This window comes from Pseudomonas sp. BNK-44-b (assembly GCF_047456245.1).
Classification (GTDB): Bacteria; Pseudomonadota; Gammaproteobacteria; order Pseudomonadales; family Pseudomonadaceae; genus Aquipseudomonas; species Aquipseudomonas machongensis.
In genome coordinates this window covers 1,799,426-1,819,974 of record NZ_CP179908.1, presented here as the reverse complement: position 1 = coordinate 1,819,974, position 20,549 = coordinate 1,799,426, and the positions used below count along the sequence as shown (strand labels likewise).

Here is a 20,549-nt window from a genome sequence, read left to right as displayed (position 1 = left end):
GGCTTTACCATTCGTATCCCACACCGACCGCCAGGCCGACGTTGCCCTTGGCGCTGCCAGAACCGTTGGCCTTGTAGGCCCAGGTGCCGTCTTCGCTGCGGCCAGAGAGGCCGACCGCCAGGGCCGATTGCCCTTCGTAGACGGAGGTGCCCATCGCCACCATCGAACGGCCCGGCGACGAGGTGGCCGGCAGGGCGGCCATGGCCATGGCCGAGGCGATGCCGGCGTAGGCATCCTGGCGCAGGGCGCTGATCTGCCGATCAGTATGGGCATTGGCCTGCCGCAGCGTCTGATCGGAGGCCCGATTGGCGATTTGCGTGGCCTGCTCCAGATTGACCGCATCGGTGGCCTCAGTAGCAGCCCCTAAGTGGGTGATCTGCCGCTCCGCGCCCGCCGAGCCCACCGACACGGTATTGACCCGATCTGCCTGGGAGCCCGCACCCAGGGCCACGCTATTGTCCGCGCTGGCCCGGGCATCGGCACCAAGCGCGGTAGTGCGCGCGCCCTTGGCTGCGGCCCCCGCGCCGCTGGCCACGCTGCGCTCGCCCGTGGCACTGGCATTGGCACCCACGGCCACGGCCCGGCTCCCCGGTGTGACGCTGGCCTTATCGCTTCCATCGCCCTGGGTGTCCACCGCCATGACCGATGCCTGCTGGCTGAGCTGCCGAACCTGCTGGTTCGTCGCGTCGAGCTGGCGACCGGTGACCGCCTCGCTACTGCCCGCGCCGAGCGCACCGTCCTGCAATCCGCTCAAGGTACGAGGCCCCTGGCTACCAACGATATCGACGCGGGTGCCGTCGGCGTCTCGGGCGATCTGGATGTTGCGGCTGGCGGGATCCTGTCGAACCAGCCCCACTTCACCCGCCTCCAATTGCTCGCGCAGGTTGCCGACGTCGGCGCTGGCTCGCTCGGCCTTGCCATTGACGGTCACCAGCGAGTCGTCCAGCGCCTTGACCGCTTCGCCCACACTGCCGGCCTGTTTCTGAGCGGGGGCGGTCCCGTTCTGGCCAAGATCCGTCACGGTGTAACCCGGTGCATTGAGCGTGCCGTCCGGGTTCACACTGGCGCCGCCACCCAGTGCATCGGCCAGGGCCTGGTTGGCGGCGCGGGCGGCTTCCTGCAGGCGACTGATGACCGTCTCGCCCTCACCCAGCCCTTGCAGCTTCTCGGCAGCGCGATTGGCCAGCTCACCCACCTGGTCGGCGGTGGCTTTCGCGGTGTCGGCAGCCTGACGCGCGTGGGTGGCACTGGTTTGTGCCAGATCGGCGGTACGCTGAGCCCCATGAGCGCTGCGCTGTGCCTGAGTAGCAGCACTCACGGCGGCATCGGCCGTGCCCTGCGCCTGTTCAGCAGCGCCTTGCGCGGCGCCGGCGGCATCCCGGGCTACGCTGGCCACGCCCTCGACAGTGTCGAGTTGACTCTTGTTCACCGCATCGGTCGCCGCCGTACCCGCGGCCAGGCTGGTGATACGGGCCGGGGCAGAACGCTGCTCGCCACGACCGGCGCTGTAGGTGCCGCTGGCTTCGTCCCACAACAGGCTGTCGTCACGCAGGCCCTGCACATCCTGCCCCAGGCGCTCGAGAGCCTGCCCCTGGGCCTGTAGAGCCCCGCCAACCTTGGCGACATTGCCATCCAGCGCACCCAGGGCATCGCCGACATTGCCGTGTACCTGTGTCGACGGCTGGACGCTGCCATCGTCTGCGATCTGGCCAATGGCGTAGGACGGTGCGGTCGGCTGGCCATCGGCCCCCACGGTCGAACCGCCTCCCAGGACCTGCGCCAGAAACTCGCTGGCAGAGTCTGTTGCGCCCTTGATCGCGCTGTTGATCCGCTCGACCACGGTTTCCCCGGCGTCCAGACCCTGGAGCTGCCCGGCAGCGGTGTCGGCGGTGGCCTTGGCGGCATCCGCTGTGCCCTGGGCGGCATCGGCGCTGCCCTGGGCCGTATTGGCGGCAGTCAACGCGCGGTCAGCTGTGTCTTGTGCGGTGCCGACAGCTTGTGAGGCCTCGTTGGCCGAGCTCAACGCCGTATTGGCGGTGCCCTGCGCAGCATCTGCAGCCTGCTGCGCCGTGGAAGCTGCCGTCAATGCGGTATTGGCAGTGCCCTGGGCCCCGTCCGCAGCCTGCTGCGCATCGGTGGCGGTGGTCAGCGCAGTGTTGGCGGTGTCCTGGGCCGCCTGGGCAGCCTGGTGCGCATCGGATGCCGCATTCATGGCTGTAGTGGCTGTACCTTGGGCAGACTCCGCCGCCTGCTGGGCGTCAGCGGCTGAGGCCAAGGCGCTGGTGGCGGTGCCCTGGGCTGCTTCTGCGGCCTGCTGCGCACCGGATGCGGTAGACAGCGCGGTATTGGCGGTGCCCTGCGCAGCATCGGCGCTGTTCTGTGCGCGGGACGCCGAGGCCTGTGCACTGTCGGCCGTACCTTGCGCACGTTCTGCGGCCTGCTGGGCGCCGGACGCAGCGGTCAGGGCGCTGTCGGCCGTGTCTTGTGCGGTTGCCGCGGCTCGCTGCGCATCCGACGCCGAACCCAGCGCCTGGCTGGCAGTGCCCTGTGCGGCGTCAGCGGCTTCCTGGGCCGTGGCGACAGCTTCCAGGGCGGTATTGGCAGTGCCTTGGGCGGCCTCGGCGCTGTTTTGCGCCACGGACGCGGAGGCGAGAGCGGTGTCGGCTGTGCCTTGCGCACCCTCTGCCGCGTTCTGGGCATCGGCTGCCGAAGCCAGCGCGGTGTTGGCGGTACCCTGGGCGCCTTCGGCGGTCTGCTGGGCAGTGGACGCGGCAGCCTGTGCACGGTCGGCCGTGCCTTGGGCAGCCTCGGCACGTTGCTGGGCACCGACCGCCGACGCCTGGGCGGTATTGGCCGAACCCTGCGCGCTGTCCGCGGCCTGCTGGGCGCCAGCAGCGGCGCTCAGCGCATTGTCGGCCGTGCCCTGGGCGCCCTCGGCGCTTTGCTGCGCACCGATTGCCGCCGCCAGCGCCGAATCCGCCGTGCCTTGCGCGGTATCTGCGCTGCGCTGGGCCGTGGCGGCAGACTGCTGGGCCCGGTCGGCGCTGCCTTGCGCACCTTCTGCGGTTTGCTGGGCCGTGGTCGCCGTATTCAGTGCCGCGCCGGCAGCATCACGGGCCGTGTCGGCGGTCTGTTGCGCGGCGGTAGCCGCACCCAGTGCGGTATCGGCAGCCCCCTGGGCAGCCTCGGCGGTTCGTTGTGCAGCACCTGCGGAATCTAGGGCTGCGCTGGCAGTACCCTGGGCAGCCTGGGCAGCCTGTTGCGCCTCGGATGCACCCGTTTCTGCGGCACTGGCGGTGCTCTGCGCACCGTCGGCAGTCCTCTGGGCGTCGGCCGCCGAGCTCAGGGCGGTACTGGCAATGCCCTGAGCATCCTGAGCGGCATTTTCTGCCTCGGCGGCGGTCCTCAGAGCCGTCGTGGCCGTGCCCTGGGCGGTTTCCGCGGCCCGTTGCGCCGTGGCAGCCGAAGCCGCGGCGCCTTCGGCGGTGCCCTGGGCCTGCTCGGCGACAGCCCGCGCGCTGGCGGCTGCCTGCTGCGCAGCGCCAGCACTGCCATCGGCCGCCGCTGCGGCTCGTTGGGCATTGTCAGCGCTGGCCTGGGCCGCGAGGGCCGTGCCCTGGGCGGTTTCCGCCGCCTGCTGCGCAGCGGCAGCCGTCTGCGCGACCGCATCCAGCTGGCCTTTGTTCACCGCATCAGTAACGGCGACGCCAGCCTCGACATGGTTGATCCGATTCTGCGGCCGCTCGCCCTGGCTGGCAGTGAACGCCTGCTGCTCGGAGTCCCAACCCAGGTAGCGTTCGAGGGCCGCCAGGCGGACTTTCTCCGCCGTGTCCCTGGCCAGTGCATCGACATCGTTCAAGGCATTCTGCGTCCTTTTATGGGCCTGATCCAACGCCTTGATCGCCCCGACTACGGACGTTGGCTGGGCCACACCCTGACCGAGGCTGGTCAGTGCCATGGGGGCCAGGGTCACCTTGCCGTCCTTGAACTGGGTGCCCTCCCCCAGCGCATCCGCCACCGACTGGCTGGCGGCCAGTTCACGGTCGCCAAGCTTCTGGATGGCATCGTAGGCCACGAACAACTGAGCGCCATTGACCCCGTCGGTGCTGCTCGCCGTGACCGAGCCAGGCGCCATGTGGATCACCTGCCGCGTCTGGTTGGCGTTACCGATACTGACCACGCCCATGGCGGACGCGCTGTTGGGGGAATAGGTGGTGCCATTGAGCGTGACCGGGCTCACCGTTCGCAGCCCGTCGGTCACCGCACCACTGCCCAGGGCCACGCCATACTGGTGCCTCACGCTGGCGTTCGCCCCCAGGGCTACGCCTTCGTTGCCATTGACGCCTGCCGCCGTGCTCGCACCACGGCCCAGGGCCACGGAGTTGTCCCCTTGTGCGTTGGCATCGCGCGCCCCCGCGAACGAACCACCGCCACTGGCGGAGGCACCGGTGCCCACTGCGGTCGCTCGATCCCCGGAGGCCGAGGCGGACGCGCCGAGGGCCGTGGCCATATCACCGGAGGCATTGGCCTGATAGCCGAACGCATGGCTGGTTGAACCCGAGTTTTTCGCTTCGTAACCCACCGCCATGCCGAAGGCGCCAGACGCCTGGGCGCCGTGGCCGATAGCGGCGGCATCGAAGACCGCCTGGGTGCGCTCGTTACCGATCGCCATGCTACCGCTCGCCTGTCCAAGCGTCAGGCGGCCAGCATTGACGAAGAGCTCACCGCCCAGGGTCAGCGAAGTCGCCCCGGTGCCGGATACGCCTGCCGGACGATAGAACAGCACGGAGTCGGTCTGGGTGCCCTTGCGCGCAGAATTGCACTTGCCCGTGTTGCCATCCCTGAAGGTGATATTCGCTTCCAAGGTGGCCGGGGTTTCGGCTTGCGGGTCATTGAGGCTGACGCATTCGCCGTCGGCGTTGGCATTGACGTGGATACCATTGCCAGCATAGGCGCTGCCGATGCCCAGCAGCGCGCTGATCCCGGTCAGGGTCAGCAGCCCAAACATCGGCCAGACGCCGGACAGACGACCCGTACCGGCCGGGCTGCCATAACGGGAGCGAACGAAGTGACGAATCGGATTGAGGGGGGCGGAACGCAGGAAAGCGATCTGCAGGGCTGAACGCGACATGACTTTCACGATGACTCACCTGTAACACGTTTGCGTGGAGCGCCGGGCTGCCATGGGGCACTGTCGACATCTGCCGACACGTTGCGCGTACACGTCTGTGGAGAAGCCCGCCGTTGCCGCGAGCCCAATTGAGTGACGGTGAATTCTGGGTAACACGTCGCGCTGGAGGTATCGGACTACTCCTAAATTCGAAGCCAATCCTTTCAAACGTTAGGTAGCGGTGAAGTACGGCCCGTGCCTTTTAGGGTCTGTATGAAAAGTTTTGAGACGAAGGTCAGGCAAGGCGAAAACAGCCGAGGAAGCGGAGTTTACGGGTTGTAAATGAGCATTCCGAGGCTGTTTTCAACGCAGCATCACCGAGTATCAAAGCTTTTCGTACAGAGCCTAGTCTCAATCTTACGTTTCTCGGCAAGGGTATATGGCTCGCCATACCTGCTGCTGACTGACGAAGGCAAACGTATCAAGGCACCGATGCTTCGCCACCGATAGGACGAGGCCAGGGAGCAAGCCGTGAAAGAAGCGGTCGCCGCTGGTGACCAGGCGCTGGTCGGCGGTACCAGCCAATTGCAGTTCCGCGACATTCGCCCGAAAGCAGCCTCGGAAATCACCGATGTCGACGACGCCAGTCTGCTGCTACGCCACACCAAAGCTGACATCACAGAGCGGGTCTATCGCCGAGTTGGAGGCCTGGTAAAACCCACCAAATAGGGAAAGTTTCGGAAGCGCTGCCAAAAGAAACCATTCCCTAGGGTGTTCCCATCTAGATTCCGCCCAGTTCCGCCTGTTTCCAGGCTGCGAGTGGGGGACCAACTGGGGGACCGGAGTTAGAGATCGGAGGTCACCACCATGCCCAAGCTCACCGCGAAACTCGTAGAAAACCTCAAGGATTATGGCAAGTACGATGATGGCGATGGCCTGCGCCTTGTCATTCGAAAGTCTGGAAAAGCTTGGGTGCTGCGTTACCAGCGTGCAGGCAAGCGCAAGGAAATCGGCTTGGGTCCCTACCCCCACTATGGGCGCCAAGCCCAGTGAGGGCTCATCCAGAAGCAGAAGCTTCGGTCTGCTCATCAACGCTCGTGCGATTGAGAGCATCTGTTGCTCGCCCCCGACATCGTCATAGCGCGTTGATTACGGCGCTCCTTCAATCTCGGGAACAACTCGAACATACGCCGAACGTCCTCATCTGCATGCTTCTCTCCGATAGGAATGGTGCCCATCATGAGGTTCTCTTCCACCGTCATGTCGGGAAAGACACGGCGTCCCTCCGGTGACTGAGCGATGCCGTTGGAGGCGATGTAATGAGAGCTCTTCTGGATGATATCGGTGCCTCGATAGAGGATCTGGCCGGCGCTCACCCTTGGTTGTCCGAAATGGACATGAGCAGCGTAGATTTCCCGGCGCCGTTAGATCCGATCGAGCTGATCGTTTCGCCTTCATTGATGGAAAGCGACACTTTCCGTAGAGCTTGAATTGGGCCGTAGTGCACGTCGATTCCGCGCAGCTCCAGAATAGGTTGGCTCATACTAGCTCCTCCTCGTCGGCGCCGAGGTAGGCCGCGATCACCTATAGGGAACCATGCGCAAACTCAGCGACGCCTACATACGCACTGCGACTGAACCTTGCAAATACACAGGGAGTGAAGCGCCCGACCTGTACAAAAAAAAGCCATCGACGTCTCGCCTCTCACATCTGCAATCCTCAAACCCCACTCCCCCGCAACAAGGTATGTGGCGCCACCCCAAATGCCTTCCGGAACGCATGACTGAAATGTGAAAAATCGGAGAAGCCAAACTCCAGCGCCGCCTGGGAAACACTCCTTACCTGGCCACACTCAATCGCCGTCCGGCTAGCGTTCAGCCGCTCCTTCCAGATCTCGGCGACCGGTGACTTCTGGTGCCGGGCAAACGCCCGTGTCACCGTCCGTGTCGACACGTGATGCGCCACAGCAATCGACTCAAGCGACAGTTCAGGCTCCGTCAAATGTCGCTGAATGTAATTCATGATCCGCCCATAAAGATCAAGCTCTTGATGAATAGTCTTCAGGTCCTGTAGCTCCAGGCTAAGCACCAGTAGATCAGTGATGGTGTTGCAATAGCGCCGGGAGATCCCTTCATCCTGTAACAGCGCTACTGAACTGACCGCCTGGCCGATCATCTGCCGCAGCGGGATAACGCCGGGGCGGGCTTCGTCCAGCACCAACGCGGTAAAGTCGCCAATGCGGGGCAGGCGTTGGGCAAGCAGTGAGCGGGGGATGCGGATCAGATGGTTTTCGGTACCACCGAGGCTGAAGCGGAACGGTTGGGTTGCGTCGTAAAGAAACAAATTGCCAGCGCTGAGGCCAGCTTTGCGGGTGTCTTGTTCAATTTCGCCGTGGCCGTTGAGGGTGAAACCGAGCCATATATCGTCGGCAGGGTCGCTGCGCAAATGCTTCTCGGAGCGCACCCAGTGGTGCAGCGGCGACGACAGGGTGGTGATGTCCAGAGGGCCAATTCCGTTGACCTGTAGCACACCTTCGAAATCGCTCTGCGACGAGGGTTTACTGTCTGCCGACAGGCAATGGCGGCAGACCACTTCTCGCCAGTAATCAAAGCGGCGAGCGGGCGAAACGGCAAGGGTGGAATAATGGTTGGTCTCAGCCATGATGGCGCTCACCTTGATGCAACAACGGGGGAAAACGGTGATTGTTACCGTGGGTGATACAGGCAATAAATACGCCAGCGGCTGGCGTTGGCGCGAAAGTGTCTACCGCGGGATTGCGCAAACGTGTGGCTGTCGACAGCATCAACTCCCCTCCCCATTTCAGGGCAAAAGTCCGGTTTTGCGTAGTGCGCCGCACCCTCTTGGTTCGTGCTCCGACGGGTGTTTTGGCGCTGTCTTTTCCAACCAAACGGTTGTCCTTGCGAACAAAGCGGGGCTGGTCAGTCGTGCCTAACTTTGACCTTACGGCAACTCAGCAACCCATGCCGATGAGGTGAGCCCATGCAATTCAAACAACAGCAAGTGGCCGATGAGTTCAGGTGGCTGCACATGCGTGACCTGGCGCCCGAGGAGTTCTTGTCGTGGCTGCTCGAATGGGGGGCCTGTGCAGTGCGGGCCCGGCTGGCGAATGCCTGCTTTGAAACTGAGCGTGTGCCTGAACCTAGAACAACAAGGAGCCTGTGATGGAGTCTGCAATCGACAAACACCTCAAGTGCCCGCGCACGTTATCGCGCCGGGTGCCTGATGACTACCAGCCGCCCTTTCCGATGTGGGTGGGCCGTGCTGATGAGCAGTTGACTCAGGTGGTGATGGCTTACCTGGGCGTGCAATACAAAGGTGACGGCCAGCGCGAGCAAGCCTTGCAGGCGATGCGTGACATCGTTGCCAGCTTCAGCCTGGCCGACGGCCCGCTGACTCACGACCTGACCCACCACACCGACAACAGCGGCTACGACAACCTGATGATCGTCGGCTACTGGAAGGACGCCGGCGCCTATTGCCGCTGGGTGCGCTCGGCCGGGGTGGAGGGCTGGTGGAGTTCGCCGCAGCGTTTGAATGATGGGCTGGGTTATTACCGCGAGATCTCTGCACCGCGGGCGGAGCAGTTCGAGACGTTGTATGCGTTTCAAAGCGACTTGCCGGGCGTTGGCGCGGTCATGGACAAGACCAGTGGCGAGATCGAAGAGCACGGTTACTGGGGCTCGATGCGCGACCGTTTTCCGGTGTCGCAAACCGACTGGATGAGCCCTGACGGCGAGCTGCGGGTGGTGTCTGGCGACCCGGCCAAGGGCGGCCGGGTGGTGGTGGTTGGCCACGACAATATCGCCTTGATTCGTTCGGGCCAGGATTGGGCCGCGGCGGAGGCGGCGGAGCGTTCGTTGTACCTGGATGAGATCTTGCCGACCTTGCAGGACGGCATGGACTTCTTGCGCGACAACGGCCAGCCGTTGGGCTGTTACAGCAATCGCTTCGTGCGCAATATCGATGCCGACGGCAACTTTCTCGACATGAGTTATAACATCGGCCACTGGCGCTCGGTGGAAAAACTCGAACGCTGGGCGGAATCACACCCGACTCATTTGCGCATCTTCGTCACGTTCTTCCGAGTGGCGGCGGGGCTGCAGAAGTTACGCCTGTACCACGAGGTGTCGGTGTCCGATGCAAGCAGCCAGGTGTTCGAGTACATCAACTGCCACCCGCACACGGGCATGTTGCGTGACGCGCAAGTAAGCACCAACTAACAAAAGACTCCACGTTTAGCCCTGCACCTGCCGTTACTACGGCAGCGGGGCTCTTTTTGCCCGCGTTTGGGCTCACGATAAGGACTTGGTCCATGAAACAGCTCCGTTACCTGATGCTCGCAGCGGCCGCGCCGTGCCTGTCTGTGCAGGCAGTTGAAGTTTCGCCGGGGGATTACGAAGTGCTGCCGGCGGATAAAACCATCGGAGTGGTGTATTACCAGCACTCCACTACCGACAGTGCCTACGCCCAGGGCCACAAGGCCAGTTCGGACTTCAACCTGACCTCCGACGTTGGCATCCTGCGTTTGCTCCACGTTTATAAACTGACCGACCGGCTGACCATCGAGCCGCAGTTTTTACTGCCGTTCGGCCACGTTTCCAGCGGCGGTGACGCCTCGGCGCTGGGCAGCACCAGCGGTATCGGCGACCTCATCCTGACCGCGCCGCTCAAGTACCGCTTGAATGAGGCCAACGACACCGTTGGTGCCACAGTTTATTTGATCGCCCCGACCGGTAACTACGACCGCAAAGACGCGCTCAACCTGGGCGAAAACCGCTGGAAGGTCGACTTGCAGGCAGCGTACATCAAGCACTTCGACGAGAAGTGGGCGGTCGACGTGGTCGGTGATGCGATCTGGTACGGCGACAACGACGACTTCGGTGCCAACTCGGTTCGCCGTGAACAGGACATGTCCTACGCAGCGCAGTTGATGGGGCGCTACATCATCGACCCGGGCACGTCCCTTGCCCTTGGTTTTGGCCACACCTGGGGTGGTGAAAACAAAATTGATGGCATTTCCCAGGATGACCGCGGCGAGACCACCAACTTCCGCGTCACCGCCACCAAGTTCTTTACCGCTCAGGACCAGCTGCAGATGCAACTGGGGCGTGACCTCGCGGTAGAAAATGGACCGAAAGAGAACTTCCGTCTGAACCTCAGATATGTCCGGGTCTTTTAACCGCCTACATAACCTCGGCCGAAATGGAGCATTCACATGACTGACCAAAACGCATCCACCGAACAACAACCTTCGCTGTACACCCGCCTGGGCGGCTACGACGTGATCTACCAGTTTGCCGGTGCGGTATTGCGCAAGACCATGGCCCACCCGGCGATTGGGCATATCTGGGCGCATATGTCCGAGTCGACCTTTCAGAAAGAGCACATCAACTTTGTCGACTTCCTCTCCCAGCACTGGGGCGGCAGCGCCAAGTACCGCGGCCGCGACATGGTCACCGCCCACCGTGGCATGGGCCTGACCGAGGTGCACTGGCAAGCCACGCTGGACTGCCTGGAGGAATGCTACAACGACTACAACCTGGCGCCGGAGCTGCGCAAAGAGGTCAACGACTTTTTGGTCAAGTTCAAGCCGGCGGTGATCGGCAGCCCGTCCTACCGCGACGTGGTGCTGGCCAACCCTGAAATGGACCCGGCCAAGGGCATGAAGAGCGTTGGCGTGGTCTGGCCCGCGCGCGATGAAGCGGCAGCACAGGCAGCGGTACCCAGGCTTGAGTCGTAACACCGCTCGGCCACTTAGATGGGGCCCAGCACCTGGCGCAAGGTAGTCCTTCTCAACCAAGCGACTGTCCTGCTCAACCAAGTGCCGCCCGCATGCTGGCGCTAGCTTAGTAGCAAGCCCAGCCACGGCGGGCCTTTCGCATAGCCATTTGCCAGGCCCTGAGGCCTGGCATCGGAAACAGGACACACCATGGCCATCACCCGCCCGACGCTCGAACAACTGCAGGCCCTCGCCACTCGCCTGCATCTGCAACTGACCACCGAGCAAGCCAGCGAATACCTGGCGCTTATGCAGCCCAGCCTGGACGCCTACGACCTGGTCGACGAGCTGCCCGACTTCACCCCGCTGGTGCGCTACGAGCGCACCTCCGGTTATCGCCCGTCCAGCCTCGAAAACCCTCTGAACGCCTGGTACTACCGCACCGAGGTGATGGGCGCCAGCTCTGGGAAGCTACTCGGTAAAACCGTTGCCCTGAAAGACAACATCTCCCTGGCCGGTGTGCCAATGATGAATGGCGCCGCGCCGCTGGCCGGCCATTTGCCAGCGTTCGATGCCACCGTGGTGACCCGTTTGCTCGACGCCGGGGTGACCATCCTCGGCAAGGCCACCTGCGAGCACTACTGCCTGTCTGGCGCGAGCCATACTTCAGACCCGGCCCCGGTGCACAACCCACTGCGTCCGGGCTTCAGCACCGGTGGCTCGTCGTCGGGCAGTGCGGCGCTGGTGGCGGCTGGCGAAGTCGACCTGGCAGTGGGCGGCGATCAAGGCGGCTCGGCGCGTATTCCTGCGGCGTGGTGCGGCATTTATGGCCTGAAGCCGACCTTCGGCCTGGTGCCGTATACCGGGGTGATGGCGGTCGAAGCGACCTTCGACCATCTCGGCCCGATGACCAACAACGTGCGCGACAACGCTCTGATGCTGGAAGTGATGGCTGGCGCCGATGGGCTCGATCCACGCCAGGGCGCGCCTGAAATCGACGCTTACAGCCACTACCTTGATCGTGGCGTGGATGGCCTGCGTATCGGCATCCTTCAGCAAGGCTTCGAGCTGGCCAACCTCGACCCGCGGGTTGCCAAGTCGGTGCGCAGCGCCATCACTCAGTTTGAAGCGTTGGGTGCGCTGGTCGAGGAAGTCTCGGTGCCCGAGCACGCCCTGGCCGGCGCGTTGTGGGGCCCGATCGGCTGCGAAGGCCTGACCATGCAGATGATGCACGGCAACGGTGCAGGCTTTAACTGGAAGGGCCTGTACGACGTCGGCCTGCTCGACAAACAGGTCAGCTGGCGCACCCAGGCCGACGCCCTCTCGCCTTCGCTCAAGTTATGCATGCTGGTCGGCCAGTTTGGCCTCGACCACTACCACGGCCGTTACTACGCCAAGGCGCAGAACATCGCCCGCTTCGCCCGCGCCGGTTACGACAAGGCGCTGGAGCAATACGACCTGCTGGTGATGCCGACCGTGCCGATCATCGCCCAGCCGCTGCCGAAGGCAGATTGCTCGATCACCGATAACGTCTCGCGGGCATTGGAAATGCTAGGTAATACCGCCGCCCAGGACATCACCGGCCACCCGGCCATGTCCATCCCCTGCGGTTTGGTCGACGGCTTGCCCGTTGGGCTGATGCTGGTCGGCAAGCATTACGCCGAGGGCACCATTTACCAAGCGGCGGCGGCATTCGAAGGTGCGGTGGACTGGCGCACGCTGTAAGCAAGCGCCAGCCGCTACGCCCCGGCAACACAACAACTAGAACAGCAACATCATTCAACAACCGCGCTGAACGAGAGGAGTAATCCCATGACGGCAACATCAACCCCGGGTGAGCGGGCGCGGGCACTGTACGCAGTGCTCAAGAACAAGGACCTGATCCCCGAAGGCTATATTGAGCAGCTCACCCAGCTGATGGAACACGGCTGGAGCCCGGACAACGGCGCGCGCATTGTCGCCAAGGCCTGGGTCGATCCGGCCTTCCGCGAGCTGCTGCTCAAGGACGGCACCGCCGCCTGCGCGCAGTTCGGTTTCACTGGGCCGCAGGGCGAATACATCGTTGCCCTGGAAGACACCCCAACGCTGAAAAACGTGATCGTCTGCAGCCTGTGTTCGTGCACCAACTGGCCGGTGCTGGGCCTGCCGCCCGAGTGGTACAAGGGCTTCGAATTCCGCGCGCGGCTGGTACGGGAGGGGCGCACGGTATTGCGCGAGCTGGGCACCGAGTTGCCGGAACACGTGGTGATCAAGGTCTGGGACACCAGCGCTGAAAGCCGTTACCTGGTGCTGCCACTGCGGCCAGCGGGCTCTGAGCACATGAGCGAAGAGCAGCTACGCCAACTGGTCACCAAGGACGTGCTGATCGGCGTCGCCCTGCCGTGTGTTGGCTGAGCAACACGCCCAACCCCCTTACCCTTGCGGAGTGTTCAAAATGGATGGCTTTCACGATCTCGGCGGTTTCCAGGGCTTTGGCAAAGTGCCCCACCGCATCAACAGCCTCAGCTACAAGCAGGTGTTCAAGCAGGACTGGGAGCACCTGGCCTATAGCCTGATGTTCATTGGCGCCGACCACATGGGCAAGTTCAGCGTCGACGAAATCCGTCATGCCGTGGAGCGTATCGATGTGCGCCAGCATGTCGGCACCGAGTATTACGAGCGCTATGTCATCGCGACCGCCACCCTGCTGGTCGAGACCGGCGTCATCACCCAGGGCGAACTGGATGAGGCCCTCGGCTCGCACTTCAAGCTGGCCAACCCGGCCCATGCCCAAGGTCGTGAGGCGATCACCGGGCGCCCGCCATTTGAAGTCGGCGACCGGGTCATCGTGCGTGATGAATACGTGGCCGGGCATGTGCGCATGCCGGCCTATGTGCGCGGCAAGCAAGGCGTGGTGCTGCACCGCACCACTGCGCAGTGGCCGTTCCCGGATGCGATTGGCCACGGCGACCGCAGCGCAGCGCATCAACCGACTTACCACGTCGAGTTCCGGGTAAAAGACCTGTGGGGCGATGCCGCCGACGATGGCCTGGTGGTGGTCGACCTGTTCGAGAGCTATCTGGACAAGGTCGACAGCCCGCGAGCGGTGCACGCATGACTGCCGGCGCCCAGGCAGGCCGACTGCCGGTGACGGTCCTTTCCGGCTTCCTCGGCGCGGGCAAGACTACCCTGCTCAACCATATCCTGCGCAATCGCCAGGGTTTGAAAGTGGCGGTGATCGTCAACGACATGAGCGAGGTCAACATCGACGCCGCCGAGGTGCAGCGTGATGTAACGCTGCACCGTGGCCAGGACGAGTTGATCGAGATGAGCAACGGCTGCATCTGCTGCACCCTGCGCGCCGACCTGCTCGAGCAGATCAGCGCGCTGGCGCGCCAGCAGCGTTTTGATTATCTGCTGATCGAGTCCACCGGCATCTCCGAGCCGATGCCGGTGGCCGAGACCTTTGCCTTTCTCGACACCGAAGGTTTCAGCCTCAGCGAACTGGCGCGGCTGGACACCTTGGTCACCGTGGTTGATGCCAGCCAGTTTCAGGCATTGCTCGACTCGCCGGAAACCGTTGAGCGCGCCGCCCCCTCTGCGCCGCGGCGCCCGTTGGCTGACCTGCTGATCGAGCAGGTCGAGTACGCCAACGTTATTCTGGTGAACAAGTGTGACCTGATAGAGGACGCGCAATACCAGACGCTGCGAGCGGTGCTGGCCGGGCTCAATCCCCGGGCACAGATTCTGCCGGTGGTGGCTGGCAATGTGGAACTGTCAAGCATCCTCGGCACCCAGCTGTTCGACCTGCCCAGCCTGGCGGTCGCGCCCGGTTGGATGAAGCAGATGGACGCCGACGACACTCCGACCGCCGAGTCGGACACCTACGGCGTGACCTCTTGGGTCTATCGCGAGCGCGCCCCGTTTCACCCGCAACGCCTGCTCGAATTTCTCTCCCGCCCGTGGAGCAATGGCCGCCTGCTGCGCAGCAAAGGCTACTTCTGGCTCGCCAGCCGCCACCGTGAAATCGGCCTGCTGGTGCAAAGCGGCAAGCAGTTCCAGTGGGACTACGTCGGCCATTGGTGGCACTTCATCGACCCGTCGCAGTGGCCGCAGGACAAGTACCGCCTGCAGGGGATCATGGCCAAGTGGGACAGCGTCGTCGGCGATTGCCGGCAAGAGTTGGTGTTCATTGGCCAGGACCTAGATACCGCAACGTTACAACGCGAGCTCGATCACTGCCTGTTGAGCGCAGACGAAATCGCTACCGGGCCATCGGCCTGGCCAGTACTGCCCTGGGCGAGCAGCTTTGACAGCCTCGCCTTGTCGACCAGCCAGGCGCAGGTATTACCGGCTGCTGCCGCTATCTAGTTGGAGATGTAGCCATGCTGTTTTTTAATCGCACCAGTCGCTGGATACTGACCCCCCTCGCCGACCGCCTCGACCAGCCCGACCAGCCGAGTACGCCGCTGTCGTCGCGCAACCCGCTGCTGCGGCGCATCCTCACCGGCGTCGAGCAGCTGCTCCAGGAGCGGCGCACGCTCAAAGAGCAAGCTCGCGAACTCGCCGCGCAGGTGAGCCAACTGCAACAGCACCTGGCTGATCGCGACGAATGTGCTCAGCAGTCGCAAGCGCGCTGGACGCTGGTCACCAAAGGTGCGGATGCGTTGTTCTGGCAACTGCATCTGACTGCCACAGGCACGCCTGCGCCAACGTGCGCGATGCACTGGACGGGCTCCGCCTCGATCCATGCACCGCATCTGCCCGAGCTGGGTCAGTGGCACGACCAGCTGCATCCGGCTGATCGCCACGCCCATCAGCAAGCACTGGCCCGGCACCTCGCCGACCGCAGCGGCCGCACACGGTTTGAGCTGGACCTGCGCATGAAATTCACCGCCGGCGGCGATTATCGCTGGTGCCGGGTCAGCGGCAGTTCGCTGCGTGACGGCAACGGCGTTGCCATCGCCACAGCGGGTACGCTGCGGGACATCCATGAGCAACAGCTGCACATTCAGGAGCTGGAGCTGGCCGCCGAGCGTTTTGACATTTCCCGCGAGATGCTCCACGACGGCCTGTGGGACATCGAAGTCGTCGCCGGGGACCCGGCTAACCCGAGCAACACCATCTGGTGGTCGTCGCAGATGCGCCGGCTGCTCGGCTGCACCACCGTCGAAGAATTCCCCAACACCCTGGAAAGCTGGACCTCACGCCTGCACCCCGACGACAGCGCCCGCGCCATCGCGGCGTTTGTCGCCCATGTCGACGATCGCAGCGGCAACACCCCGTTCGATGTCGAGTACCGGCTTCGTCACCAAAACGGCGCCTACCGGTGGTTCCGCGGTCGCGGGCAAACCCGCAGGGCTGCGGACGGCGCGCCGTTGCGGGTAGTCGGGGCTATAACTGATATTCATGCTCGGCATGAGGAAAGCACCATCCGCGAGGCACAGGCGCAACAGCATCAGGTGATGCAGGAAACCTTAGGCAAATTGACCCACATCGTCGCCACCATCCAGGGCATCGCCAGCCAGACCAACCTGCTGGCCTTGAACGCCGCCATCGAAGCCGCCCGTGCAGGCGAAGCCGGGCGCGGTTTTGCGGTGGTAGCCGACGAGGTGCGCAAACTCGCAACCCGTACAAGTCAGGCAACTCAGCAAGCCGCGCAGATGATCGACAGCTGACCCGCGCAAGCGCCGCGTTACATGTTCAGCCAGGAAGCGCTCGGGTGGAAGGCCACCAATGCACCTTTTCAGAGGCAAGTGTAATGGCTCGACACCTACGCTGATGCTGCGTTCAGCACCAACAGTGTGAAAGCTGTGAGAAAGTCTGGAAAAGGTGGGATTCAGGATCGTAATGCTCAGGAATGTCACCAGACTCCAGACCTACGCCACCAACTTTTGGGGCCGCGCTTGTCGGCGACGGGACGCGAAGCGGCCCCAATATTTAGGCGCCAGGTCGATAGCTGCTAGCAATAGCCAAGCATATCTCCCACCTACGCTGCCTTCGATAGATCGCCCCTTCCTAACGTGAGTCATTAGGCAGCACGTCCATCACAATCCACAGTAAACCAGTGAAAGCGACGCTAATAATGGGGGACCAAAAACGCTTAGGCACAAAAAAGCCCCGAAAAATCAGGGCTTTAATGAGAATTAGTGGCGGAAGCGTAGAGATTCGAACCCTTATCCAAGGTACCCCTCCCCCAAGAAAACGTATACCTGACAAAGCAACAAATACGAAACCCTTCAACCCCAACGATTCCGGGGCTTCCTGGCAGCCCTTCGCCTTAGAGCCTAGTGCGCATCCGACTGCACACTGAGGAAACCTAGTACAAATATGATCTTAGAATGAAACCTGGGTGTCCGACATCCCCAAGGGCAATTTTAGCCCCTCATCGAAACTAGAGAACCTCATAAGCCAATACCCAGCTTGAGCCCAGACCTTCGACTAGGCTCACACGCGCATTCGTACCAAACCCTCCCCTGGATGACGATCGACGGAAGAACGCTACATCACACGAAAGCGCTCGAAGCCAGATGCGGCTAATGCCTCCTGCCGCCAATTGATTCCCTCTGATATTCTGCTTCGAGTGGCGAGTCGCCATCTAACACTACAGGATGTTCAAGATTCATGAAGCGGGTCGCGCTAGTCATTGGTAACGCAGCATATCGGGATAGACCCCTCACCAACCCCTGCAACGATGCAGAGGACATGGCTGCCGTCTTGCGTCGGTTTGAATTCACTGTGCTCGAATGCATGGATGGCACTCATAAGGCCATGGAGCAGAAGCTGCGTGATTTCCGCGAGGCTATGTACGACGCCGATGTAGGCCTGTTCTTCTTCGCAGGGCATGGGCTCCAAATCGAGGGCAGGAACTACCTGCTTGCCACTGACACCAGCACTGGGGACGAGGTCGATGTCAAACACTCGTCCTTAAGTCTCGATTACGTGATTGACTCAATGGAAAAGTCGCAAACGCTGATCAACCTAATCATCCTGGACGCATGCCGCCAGAACCTATGGGAAAGGAGATGGGAGCGATCATCCACAACGAGAGGCCTCGCTTCCGTGTATGTGCCAAAGGGCACCCTGATTGCCTTCGCCACCTCACCCGGCCAGGTCGCCTACGACGGTAAGGGCCAGCGAAATGGTCGGTACACAAGCGCCCTCCTGCAGCACATCATCGCTCCGGATTGCACGATCGAAGCGATGTTTAAACGGGTACGAAACACATTGAGCGTGACGACCGAGGGGAAACAGATTTCCTGGGAGCACACGTCATTGTCTTCAGAGTTCTTTTTCAATCGCAGCGTTGGCGTGAGGATAAAAACCTACAGTCCCTCAGCCCTTAGAGATGCATTGCTGGAGCTTGATGACTCTTTCGAGTCCCACAAAATCATCCGCGATCTCAAATCACATTCGTGGTATGGGCAGAACCCTGCATTGAAACGACTGACCCCAGAGTCAGCTCGAAAATTTCACAAGGACAACCTGTTTGTCTTGGGCCGCAATATCTATCAAGCAGCCTGCGGTCACGCGTTCGAGGCGACAAGCTTGATACAAAATTTCACCTCGCGAATGAGGGAACTGCCCGAGCCGAAAAGAAAAGCCTTGCTGGATGGCATGCTGTTCGAGGTATTTTTTGACAGCAATGGCGACTTGCGTGAAGCCCCGAAAGACAGGTTTTTCACCGAGCTATTCGACCTACAGCGTTACGAGTCGACCGCCAAGAGCTTTGAGTTCATTGCTCAATGTCTCCTGCCTTACGCGTCCCGTTTCCATACGGTTCCGGGTAAGTCACGTGAGGTGTCAGTCGATATCGTATTACAGGCCCGAGAGAGCTCAAAACACCCTTACGTCACGAGGGTATGCATAGCCTCTGTCAACCTGCTCAATCGTATAGAGCATCCTGAGCATGTTGACGAAGAGGACGATGAGCAAGGGCCAGAACGATACAACCCCACCTCGCGGACAGAATTTGAAGAGCGGATTGCGAAGCAGCTTCTAATCCCCAGCCATCTTCTCTCGTTCACATACACAGGGACATCCGGCAAACCTAAACGAGTCAACTCACCAACGGGTTGGAGCGTCCGTAAAGGCGCTGATTGAGACGCCGCTCGTGGCCGCCTCTTCCCCGAAAAGCTCAACAGGCTTGTAGCCAAATGTAGACCGGCACGAACTGCTGAATCAGGTGGAGCGATGCAGCCATCGCTTCGGCGAGACCAAACGTTGGCAGCTTTGAATAATAGTGCTCCACGTCTTTGCGCATCTCAGCTAGTTTTGGATCAACCACTTGAGGGGGAACACCCGAAATGATGCTTGCCTCAGGCCTGTGCCGCCTCACAACGTATTGCATGAGGCAGTTGAGTTGGGAACCCAAGCGTTTCGTAGTCAATACGCTCACCTGTATAACCTACGATCGAGAACAGGAGTTCGTAGAACAACTTGATATTTGCAAACGTCAGATCCACCATCCGCTGCCAGTCTTCGCGACCTTCCCCGGCAGCCACCGCATGTGCCGTTTCGCTTCTGAGCTTGTTCCACTTGGTGGCGAGTGTCGGGCTAATTTCACCAGCCTCTGTCAACGCACGAAGGGCTGTTTTGGGTTTGAAGTGACCTGAACCGCCGAGGCAAGAGCGAAGGAGGTTTTTGACACGCTCATCAATCTCAAGCGCCATGACCGCAGGCACAGCGCTCTTAACCAGCTCGGCAAACTGAGGGTCAGTCCCAAGCGGCTCAAAATAGGCCTTGAGCACGCCTTCAATACAAACGCTCACGTTCAAAGCCGTCGATTCCAGACCAGCTTGCCATGCCCTATTCAGCTTGTTCCAGTTATCGTAGTAGACGCCTCCGTTCAGCTGGAAAAAATCAACGAGTAAGTTGAAGACAGATCCGAAAAAGTCGGACGGACACCTGAATGGAATTTCTATCGGCGGGAAAAGCTGTTGGTTACTCAGGTCGACGTCCCGGGAGTAAAGCTCGACAACGGAATACCCCTCCCAGATTTTTTCGGTGACGCCCAACTGCAGGCGAACACCACTGAGCACGTTCAAAGCTTTCTCGATTGCCTTTGCTACTCCTTCGTGCAGCTCGCCTCCTATCACCGAGACATCACACCCCGATACATCCTTCGTGATAGTGAAGGTAGATGCGCCGCGTACGAACTCTAGGCCTGGCGCCACCGACAAACGAGATGACGGGAAGTGCGGATGGTCAAAGTAAACCTGATGGAGCGTTGGCTGACGAACTCCAGCGAGGGCATGACGTGAGCTTAGGAAGTCGATCGCCCCTTGGACAACGCAAAAATCGTGACGGTAAGTGCCACCAGCGGTATCCACTCCCTCAGCCGTCCAGATTTTCCCAGCAAGATCGACCCCCTGAAAATCGAATAGAGAATGTTCGGTGATCAACTCTCCAGCTTGTCCAGAAAAGCTAAGGGCCATGTGCCGGCTCACCTCATCGCTGGTGCACGCATGATAAAGCACATACTTCAGCCGCCCTGTATCGAGATGGACATGGCCTGGCCCGCTAAAAGTGATAGGGGTGTCCGTGCGGCGCTGGGTCAAGGTGATGCGACTAAAGTGCAACAGCATTTCACCTCGGATGTACGCTTCAACGTCCACACCATGGGCTTTGGTCATTTTAAGTTACCTCCGTCCTCTGAATACCTGCTCCTGCCTCGATGATTGCAGGTGGGGAATGTTGCTGCCGCTCAAGAATGGATGA

The 20,549-nt window shown here is 61.6% G+C and carries 14 protein-coding genes and 3 pseudogenes; 13 read left to right on the top strand and 4 right to left on the bottom strand.

The features are described from left to right. Window positions 1–4: 4 nt before the first annotated feature. Window positions 5–5,131: a YadA-like family protein gene (locus ACMGGG_RS08375; RefSeq protein ID WP_414155257.1), complete on the bottom strand. Its 5,127-nt coding sequence runs from the start codon at window positions 5,129–5,131 to the stop codon at window positions 5–7. Between the two features lie 510 nt (window positions 5,132–5,641). Between ACMGGG_RS08375 and ACMGGG_RS08370 the strand changes: the two genes are divergently transcribed. Next, complete coding sequence (locus ACMGGG_RS08370; RefSeq protein WP_414155256.1) at window positions 5,642–5,839, top strand: hypothetical protein; 198 nt, start codon at window positions 5,642–5,644, stop codon at window positions 5,837–5,839. Between the two features lie 138 nt (window positions 5,840–5,977). Beyond that, the gene (locus ACMGGG_RS08365; RefSeq protein ID WP_414155255.1) at window positions 5,978–6,163 is read left to right on the top strand and encodes an Arm DNA-binding domain-containing protein; all 186 of its coding nucleotides are present in this window, start codon (window positions 5,978–5,980) and stop codon (window positions 6,161–6,163) included. Here the strand turns inward: ACMGGG_RS08365 and ACMGGG_RS08360 are convergent. Continuing rightward, window positions 6,140–6,653 (bottom strand): annotated as a pseudogene (locus tag ACMGGG_RS08360) (ABC transporter ATP-binding protein); the annotation flags it as partial. The gene ACMGGG_RS08365 and the pseudogene ACMGGG_RS08360 overlap by 24 nt on opposite strands. Window positions 6,654–6,829: 176 nt before the next feature. Continuing rightward, on the bottom strand, window positions 6,830–7,771 hold the full coding sequence (locus ACMGGG_RS08355) for a helix-turn-helix domain-containing protein (RefSeq protein ID WP_063544297.1): 942 nt from the start codon (window positions 7,769–7,771) through the stop codon (window positions 6,830–6,832). A gap of 339 nt (window positions 7,772–8,110) precedes the next feature. Between ACMGGG_RS08355 and ACMGGG_RS08350 the strand changes: the two genes are divergently transcribed. The 11 genes and pseudogenes from ACMGGG_RS08350 to ACMGGG_RS08300 all read left to right on the top strand — a co-directional run bounded on the left by ACMGGG_RS08350 (window position 8,111) and on the right by ACMGGG_RS08300 (window position 18,932). Next, window positions 8,111–8,293, top strand: a complete 183-nt coding sequence (locus ACMGGG_RS08350; protein ID WP_063544295.1) for a hypothetical protein — start codon at window positions 8,111–8,113, stop codon at window positions 8,291–8,293. Next, entirely contained in the window at window positions 8,293–9,351 is a 1,059-nt protein-coding gene (locus ACMGGG_RS08345; protein WP_063544293.1) for a phenylacetaldoxime dehydratase family protein, read from the top strand. The genes ACMGGG_RS08350 and ACMGGG_RS08345 overlap by 1 nt, the downstream gene beginning before the upstream one ends. 92 nt (window positions 9,352–9,443) lie before the next feature. After that, window positions 9,444–10,310: a transporter gene (locus tag ACMGGG_RS08340; protein ID WP_063544291.1), complete on the top strand. Its 867-nt coding sequence runs from the start codon at window positions 9,444–9,446 to the stop codon at window positions 10,308–10,310. Between the two features lie 36 nt (window positions 10,311–10,346). Next, entirely contained in the window at window positions 10,347–10,871 is a 525-nt protein-coding gene (locus ACMGGG_RS08335) for a group I truncated hemoglobin (RefSeq protein ID WP_063544289.1), read from the top strand. Between the two features lie 189 nt (window positions 10,872–11,060). Further along, on the top strand, window positions 11,061–12,575 hold the full coding sequence (locus ACMGGG_RS08330; protein WP_414155254.1) for an amidase: 1,515 nt from the start codon (window positions 11,061–11,063) through the stop codon (window positions 12,573–12,575). An 87-nt stretch (window positions 12,576–12,662) separates the two neighbouring features. After that, the gene (gene nthA, locus ACMGGG_RS08325; protein WP_063544285.1) at window positions 12,663–13,244 is read left to right on the top strand and encodes a nitrile hydratase subunit alpha; all 582 of its coding nucleotides are present in this window, start codon (window positions 12,663–12,665) and stop codon (window positions 13,242–13,244) included. Between the two features lie 40 nt (window positions 13,245–13,284). Beyond that, on the top strand, window positions 13,285–13,947 hold the full coding sequence (gene nthB / locus ACMGGG_RS08320; protein WP_125930239.1) for a nitrile hydratase subunit beta: 663 nt from the start codon (window positions 13,285–13,287) through the stop codon (window positions 13,945–13,947). Next, window positions 13,944–15,200, top strand: a complete 1,257-nt coding sequence (locus ACMGGG_RS08315) for a GTP-binding protein (protein ID WP_414155253.1) — start codon at window positions 13,944–13,946, stop codon at window positions 15,198–15,200. Before nthB ends, ACMGGG_RS08315 begins: the two co-directional genes overlap by 4 nt. A gap of 14 nt (window positions 15,201–15,214) precedes the next feature. Beyond that, a pseudogene (locus ACMGGG_RS08310) lies at window positions 15,215–16,228 on the top strand (PAS domain-containing protein); the annotation flags it as partial. After that, window positions 16,208–16,498, top strand: a pseudogene (locus ACMGGG_RS08305) (methyl-accepting chemotaxis protein); the annotation flags it as partial. The pseudogenes ACMGGG_RS08310 and ACMGGG_RS08305, both read left to right, overlap by 21 nt. Before the next feature lie 955 nt (window positions 16,499–17,453). Next, window positions 17,454–18,932 carry a caspase family protein gene (locus tag ACMGGG_RS08300; RefSeq protein WP_414155252.1) on the top strand — a complete coding sequence of 493 codons (1,479 nt, stop codon included), beginning with the start codon at window positions 17,454–17,456 and terminating at the stop codon, window positions 18,930–18,932. A 215-nt stretch (window positions 18,933–19,147) separates the two neighbouring features. Here ACMGGG_RS08300 and ACMGGG_RS08295 read toward each other — a convergent pair whose 3' ends face one another. Continuing rightward, on the bottom strand, window positions 19,148–20,464 hold the full coding sequence (locus ACMGGG_RS08295) for a hypothetical protein (RefSeq protein WP_414155251.1): 1,317 nt from the start codon (window positions 20,462–20,464) through the stop codon (window positions 19,148–19,150). Between the last annotated feature and the right edge of the window lie 85 nt (window positions 20,465–20,549).

Excerpts from the sequence above, each read along its gene's own strand:
- ACMGGG_RS08330 (WP_414155254.1), top strand. The coding sequence starts at position 11,061 with ATGGCCATCACCCGCCCGACGCTCGAACAACTGCAGGCCCTCGCCACT.
- ACMGGG_RS08350 (WP_063544295.1), top strand. The coding sequence starts at position 8,111 with ATGCAATTCAAACAACAGCAAGTGGCCGATGAGTTCAGGTGGCTGCAC.
- ACMGGG_RS08345 (WP_063544293.1), top strand. The coding sequence starts at position 8,293 with ATGGAGTCTGCAATCGACAAACACCTCAAGTGCCCGCGCACGTTATCG.
- nthB (WP_125930239.1), top strand. The coding sequence starts at position 13,285 with ATGGATGGCTTTCACGATCTCGGCGGTTTCCAGGGCTTTGGCAAAGTG.
- ACMGGG_RS08340 (WP_063544291.1), top strand. The coding sequence starts at position 9,444 with ATGAAACAGCTCCGTTACCTGATGCTCGCAGCGGCCGCGCCGTGCCTG.
- ACMGGG_RS08300 (WP_414155252.1), top strand. The coding sequence starts at position 17,454 with ATGAAGCGGGTCGCGCTAGTCATTGGTAACGCAGCATATCGGGATAGA.
- ACMGGG_RS08355 (WP_063544297.1), bottom strand. The coding sequence starts at position 7,771 with ATGGCTGAGACCAACCATTATTCCACCCTTGCCGTTTCGCCCGCTCGC.
- ACMGGG_RS08295 (WP_414155251.1), bottom strand. The coding sequence starts at position 20,464 with ATGACCAAAGCCCATGGTGTGGACGTTGAAGCGTACATCCGAGGTGAA.
- ACMGGG_RS08375 (WP_414155257.1), bottom strand. The coding sequence starts at position 5,131 with ATGTCGCGTTCAGCCCTGCAGATCGCTTTCCTGCGTTCCGCCCCCCTC.
- ACMGGG_RS08335 (WP_063544289.1), top strand. The coding sequence starts at position 10,347 with ATGACTGACCAAAACGCATCCACCGAACAACAACCTTCGCTGTACACC.
- ACMGGG_RS08365 (WP_414155255.1), top strand. The coding sequence starts at position 5,978 with ATGCCCAAGCTCACCGCGAAACTCGTAGAAAACCTCAAGGATTATGGC.
- ACMGGG_RS08315 (WP_414155253.1), top strand. The coding sequence starts at position 13,944 with ATGACTGCCGGCGCCCAGGCAGGCCGACTGCCGGTGACGGTCCTTTCC.
- nthA (WP_063544285.1), top strand. The coding sequence starts at position 12,663 with ATGACGGCAACATCAACCCCGGGTGAGCGGGCGCGGGCACTGTACGCA.